This is a genomic window from Vallitalea okinawensis (assembly GCF_002964605.1).
Lineage (GTDB): Bacteria > Bacillota > Clostridia > Lachnospirales > PQDH01 > Vallitalea_A > Vallitalea_A okinawensis.
This window is the reverse complement of sequence record NZ_PQDH01000037.1, coordinates 1-5,696: the sequence shown is the minus strand read 5'-3', so window position 1 is coordinate 5,696 and position 5,696 is coordinate 1. Positions and strand designations below refer to the sequence as shown.

The 5,696-nt window shown below is 33.7% G+C and carries 6 protein-coding genes; all 6 read left to right on the top strand.

What is annotated here, in order from left to right; all coding sequences use genetic code 11:
- Positions 1 to 313: 313 nt before the first annotated feature.
- Positions 314 to 910 carry an HD domain-containing protein gene (locus C1Y58_RS26005; protein ID WP_105620070.1) on the top strand — a complete coding sequence of 199 codons (597 nt, stop codon included), beginning with the start codon at positions 314 to 316 and terminating at the stop codon, positions 908 to 910.
- 412 nt (positions 911 to 1,322) lie between these two features.
- Positions 1,323 to 2,066, top strand: coding sequence for a toll/interleukin-1 receptor domain-containing protein (locus tag C1Y58_RS26000; RefSeq protein ID WP_105620069.1), 744 nt, complete (start codon positions 1,323 to 1,325; stop codon positions 2,064 to 2,066).
- A 275-nt stretch (positions 2,067 to 2,341) separates the two neighbouring features.
- Entirely contained in the window at positions 2,342 to 2,743 is a 402-nt protein-coding gene (locus C1Y58_RS25995) for a DUF4259 domain-containing protein (RefSeq protein WP_105620068.1), read from the top strand.
- Positions 2,744 to 3,221: 478 nt separating this feature from the next.
- On the top strand, positions 3,222 to 3,590 hold the full coding sequence (locus C1Y58_RS25990; protein WP_207655827.1) for a hypothetical protein: 369 nt from the start codon (positions 3,222 to 3,224) through the stop codon (positions 3,588 to 3,590).
- Between the two features lie 69 nt (positions 3,591 to 3,659).
- On the top strand, positions 3,660 to 4,034 hold the full coding sequence (locus C1Y58_RS25985) for a hypothetical protein (RefSeq protein WP_105620067.1): 375 nt from the start codon (positions 3,660 to 3,662) through the stop codon (positions 4,032 to 4,034).
- 314 nt (positions 4,035 to 4,348) lie between these two features.
- On the top strand, positions 4,349 to 5,287 hold the full coding sequence (locus C1Y58_RS25980) for an aminoglycoside phosphotransferase family protein (RefSeq protein WP_105620066.1): 939 nt from the start codon (positions 4,349 to 4,351) through the stop codon (positions 5,285 to 5,287).
- Positions 5,288 to 5,696 lie beyond the last annotated feature (409 nt).

The following is a 5,696-nucleotide window of genomic DNA, read 5'->3' as shown; positions in this document are numbered from 1 at the left end:
CACGGCACATTAGCTCTTGCCAGGGCATGAGCACCTTCGCTCTAAGGTTGAGAAACGTCGCAAATCTGGAACGTTAGCTGAAATCTTTTCACTTGATTTGATTAGGGATATTCTATTGGGGTAAAATTGGGATAGTGAAAAAAGTACCTATAGTATGTGAGGTCGTAGGGATAAAATATAAGTATAAAGCGATAGTCTTTGGTTTTGATTATACTTTGGCGGACGACACGTCTAAAGGCACTCTTAATGTATAATTAATACAATACAGTGGGTTTACCTAGTGATTGGCGTATTTTAAGTGGAGGGAAAATTGATGAATGATTTAGAAAAGCAAATCAACTTTATAAAAGAAATTGAATTACTGAAGACAGTAAAGAGACAAAATCTTACACTGGATGATATGAGGCAAGAGAATAGTGCAGAACATTCATGGCATTTGGCTATGATGGCAATGGTGCTTGTAAAGGGAAATAGTATTTCAGATGAATCATTACTGAAAATCATTAAATTGCTTTTAATACATGATTTAGGTGAGATTTATGATGGAGATACGTTTCTCTATGATGACGAGGCAAGAGAGAAATCTAAGTCTTTGGAAGAAAAAGCAGTAATTAGACTTGCGGGTATGTTACCCAGGGAGGGCGAAGAAGAGATACTTGGATTATGGAAAGAATATGAAGAAAGAAGTACATATGAAGCAAAAATTGCAGGTGCATTAGATTCATTACAACCACTTCTTAATCATTCTATTACTGCACCAGATGAACAAAATCCGTATGGATTGGAAGAAAATCAAGTGATTGATAAGAAGAAGCATATCAAGGATGATATGCCCGAGTTATGGCCTGTTGCAAAAGAGACAATTGAGAAATGTGTTGATAAAGGCCTGTTTAAAAGAAGGGATGGATAGGTTTTCGGTATATGTCGGTACTGAGTATTACTTCATCTAATACCATGTTCATATCCAGCAAGGGTAATTTATAAATTATAAGGTTAAATACTATTTAAGGAGTCTTGACGAGTTCGTAAGGCTTATAGTATAAAAAAATAACAAGGTATTCCTTTGGAGTTGCGTGAATAGACATCAGCTAACAAAATGTTCCCACAAGGTTCGGGTAGGGTCATATTCTCAAAGGTCGCCAAGGTGCATTCCTATTGGGTCGCCCTCACACATTCCTCAACCTAAGCGCGTCGCGACTCTCGGTGTATTAGTCACATGCGTGACATAAGCACTCTCGCTCTAACGTTGAGAAACGTCGGAAACACGGAACGTTAGCTGAAAGAATGTACTAGTTTATTAGCAAGATAAGGAGGGGATTTACATGAACATTCCAAAAACATTTATTTCTTATTCACATGATTCTCAAGAACATAAGAAATGGGTTTTAGACTTAGCAACAAGATTAAGGTATACTGGAGTTGATGCTATTATTGATCAGTGGGAGTTAAAAGCTGGTGATGATATACCATCATTTATGGAAAAAAATTTAAATAATGCAGATTATATATTAATGATTTGTACTGAAAGATATGTTGAAAAAGCTAATTTTGGGTCTGGTGGAGTAGGATATGAGAAAATGATAATAACTTCAGAGTTGTTATCAGATATAGATAACAATAAAGTTATACCGATTATCAGACAATATGGAACGTATCATGTTCCAACCTTTTTAAAAACTAAAATGTTTATTGATTTTTCTAATGATGACTCATTTGAATATAGTTTTGATGAGCTTATAAGAAGATTACATAACTCTCCATTATTTGAGAAACCTGAAATTGGGAATAATCCATTTCAACCTATAAATGAATCAAGACCAAATAGGAAAGGTGATACCCTATTAGAATTAATGAAAATAGTGGTTAATCATTTTGAACTATCAACAAAAGATTATATGGACTATGAATTTATTGTAAGAGAGATGGGAGTATCCAGAATTTATTTAGATCTAGTTATCGAGGAAGCTATTGATGAAGGTCTTGTTGAACAAAGTAGTTACAAGTCACTATATATAACAAATAAGGGAAAGCAGTATGCAATTCAACATAAATTAGTAGTGGTCTAGTTTATGGCAATGGTCCGAACATTCCATCAGCTAACAAAATGTTTGCACAAGGGTGCCTGGAGGAAAGCTTTTGGGGTCAAACCAGTCGGCACCACATTCCTTCACTGGGTGCAAAGCACCACCTTCGAAGTTAAGCTTTGAGGGTTCAGTTCAGGAACATCGCAAACACGAAACGTTAGCAGACATCTACACCTCAATTTCAGAGATATATTTTGGGGTCTTAAAAAGATAGTATTTTCCTTGATTGTTATTATTAAGAAAGGATTGATGAAAAAATGGGAGCATGGGGAACTGGATTATTTGAAGATGATATAGCATTGGATTGCTTTGAAGAACTATGCGATTCAAAAATTAATAATTATATATTAAGAGCTTTAGAAATAGTTGATAATGGAGAATACCTTGATTATGATGAATGTCAGTCAGTAATAGTTTCAGGATGTGTAGTTGATGTTCTCCTAAATGATGCATCTTATAATGGAATTGATAAAAGTAGGATTACGGTAAAAAAACAAGATATGGACGATGTCTTAAAGTTGAAAGAAAGCGTTATAAAAGCGCTAGGAGAAATTTTATCTGATAGATCAGAGATTAAGGAATTATGGGAAGAGAATGAAGAGGAATATCTTAATTGGAGAAAAAATATAGAGGATTTGATTAATAGATTAAGCAGCTGAGTCAGAAGAGTTTTTATGCTTTTCATGCATGGGGATGAAAAGAGTACAAATTTTTCATGGCGATAGTAACACACATGTAAGAGATATATAACTATGCTAAAAGATTAATATAAGAATACGATACATAAACTTAAGCGTGATAAATGATTTTAATAAGTAGATGGAGTGCTTATTGATTTTGAGGTGTAGACATCTTCTAACAAAAGATTTGCACAAGGTTCGGGCGAGGTCATAAAGCCTAATGGGACATGCCCTCACACATTCCTCAACCTAAGTCCGTCGGAGCACTCGGCACATTAGCCCTTGTCAGGGCATGAGCACCTTCGCTCTAAGGTTGAGGAATGTCGCAAATCCGGAACGTTATATGAAATAATTCTGCTTTCTTTGATCTGAACATTGATTTGTACGCGCTCAGACAGGATAAATGATAAGTTTTTGCTAGTAGCTTAGTTAATATCGATATTGGGAGATGTAAACTATGGAAGAAATCAAACATAACTATTATAAAGGATTTGAAGATGAACCTGAAATTCAGTTTACTTGTTCTTACTCTAAGGATAGAAGCAAAGTCCTGAAAATTTGGAATGGATATTTTGATAACATAATGAATGCAATTCAACCTGAAGTTAGTGGATGGACAAGTATAGCTTATTATTACCATTTACATGAGGGGTGGTATAAGGAAAGTCCATGGAGGATACAAGATATCGACTCAGCTGTAATGCAATTTAAGAAGGTAGATATTGGTGTTTTGGATAGAATCACTCAAAAAGTTCTTAATGACATTTTAGAGTTATTAATAGAAGCTCAAGCTAACAATGAAACTGTATTGATATCTTATTACTAATTTAAGACTTAAAGAAATAAACACATATTCAAAGAAATTAGAATTGCATGAGGAGGATTAATGAATTAAATGGAAGTAAAAATTGACGAAATTCTGTCTGATAACGAAGTTATTATTTCTAATAAATATGGAGTTGCCAAAGCAAAATGGATAGGTGAGTTGCCCGAAGAAAACTCAAACAAACATATTGAAGTTGAAATCAAAAACACTTTAGAATGGGGTGTTGATATACTTAAATCAGAAGAAAAGATGTATAATTTGGGTACAGAAGAAGGTAGCTTTTTCTTAATTGGTTGTTTAGAATCATATGAAACTGATGGATATACAGTAGTAAGATGTGGAGAAAGTATTATTTTTTTAGATACAATAGGTAAACCTTTTTTTAAAAAAGAATATATTAAGGTCACAGCGCAAAATGTTGAGTTTTATGATATTAGAATATAAGCTTAAAATAATTATTTGCTGGGAAGATACACAAGGTAGAGCAGAATTACTCCATATAACACTGTTTCTGCGCAGGGGGTTACTAGGGAGAGTTTTTAGGGATTATACACCCACACCTTCTCACTGGGTGCAAGCACCACCAAGAGTGTATTTCTCGGGGTCCAGTTCGAAGACGTCGCAAACACGAAACGTTAGTCGCAATATTTATCCTTAATTTGATTAGGGTATTGTAAAAAGTAATAGATAGACTTAAAGCATTAGTATATCGGAACATTGTATATTTACCTATTTTAAGGTTAAGCGAGGTATAAATTATGTTTTCAGATAGGGTTAAGCAATTACAAGATGTATCAGTAGAGAAAGTGTTGTTTGATATTTTCAAATATCCAGTTACTACTAAAAACATTGGACATAATGATGATTTGCGCAATTATGTTATTAGTGTAGAGGATACCTATATTGTGAAAATATACGGTGATAAGATGCGTTGGAAAAAAGAAACACAAAATCTTATTCAGTTGAAAGAATCATTATATTTAACACCTCAACTTATCGACTTTGGAATGATCGATAGTAATATTGGCTGGATAGTTATGACTTTGCTTCCAGGTAAAATATTAAAAGATAAGTTTGATAAAATGCAGAGAGTAGTCCAACAAGAACTATGTTATAAGTTAGGTGGTTTATTAGCGGATTACCATATAAAAAACAAAATCTTACAAAATGAAATATCTATAATAAATAACCGTCCTTCAATGTATACTAAGAAGACTTATTGGCAGTATGTGTATGATCGGTACGAGTATAATAAAGAAAAGATCGTTAAAAAGCAGTATTATGGAGATGATAAGATATACCAATTGACCTTTAATGAGCTTGAAGTATGGTTTAAAGGGAATAGTGAAAGTGATAATAAGATGTTCTCATTATGTCACAACGATTTTAGCTTACGCAATCTATTATACAATGAAATTGATAATACATATGGATTGATTGATTTTGAATTGAGTTTTTATGCACAAGTAGAATCGGATTTTTCTAGCATATTGATTGATTTGGTTCCAATGGGATTATATCAAGATTTTTGTAATGGCTATTATAGTACAAATAAGAGTATATCGATGAATAAAGAAGAGATTCGTATATATATGATGTTAAAAATTATTGAAATATGTAGCTGGTCCTATGAACGTGCAAATGACTATTATACCAGTTCTCTTGATGTTCTAAAGAACTTCTTACTTAAGGTATAATGTTATAATAATGCTAGGGTATTCCTTTAAAGTTGCGGCTAAATACAGCGTCTAACAATGTGTTCACATTCGTTTGGGGAGGATATTCTTCAGGGTCAGCCCTCACACATTCCTCAACCTAAGCGCATCGCGACAGTCGGTGCATTAGCCCTTAACAGGGCATGAGCACCTCCTTCTAAGGTTGAGAAACGTCGTGAACACGAGACGTTATACGCAATTCTCACTCTTGGCACAGGCTGATGTATGTAGGCAGTTATAAAGCAGAAAGCAGAAGATAAGATGATTAATAGTAATAGCTAAATTGATCTGCGTATAAGGAAGTGACATAGCTTTGTAAGTCAATCATTGTTGAAGTCAAATTGACTTACATAGATATATTGATTAAATAATAGTAAGAAGTTTTGTTTAT

Excerpts from the sequence above, each read along its gene's own strand:
- C1Y58_RS26005 (WP_105620070.1), top strand. The coding sequence starts at position 314 with ATGAATGATTTAGAAAAGCAAATCAACTTTATAAAAGAAATTGAATTA.
- C1Y58_RS26000 (WP_105620069.1), top strand. The coding sequence starts at position 1,323 with ATGAACATTCCAAAAACATTTATTTCTTATTCACATGATTCTCAAGAA.
- C1Y58_RS25995 (WP_105620068.1), top strand. The coding sequence starts at position 2,342 with ATGGGAGCATGGGGAACTGGATTATTTGAAGATGATATAGCATTGGAT.
- C1Y58_RS25990 (WP_207655827.1), top strand. The coding sequence starts at position 3,222 with ATGGAAGAAATCAAACATAACTATTATAAAGGATTTGAAGATGAACCT.
- C1Y58_RS25985 (WP_105620067.1), top strand. The coding sequence starts at position 3,660 with ATGGAAGTAAAAATTGACGAAATTCTGTCTGATAACGAAGTTATTATT.
- C1Y58_RS25980 (WP_105620066.1), top strand. The coding sequence starts at position 4,349 with ATGTTTTCAGATAGGGTTAAGCAATTACAAGATGTATCAGTAGAGAAA.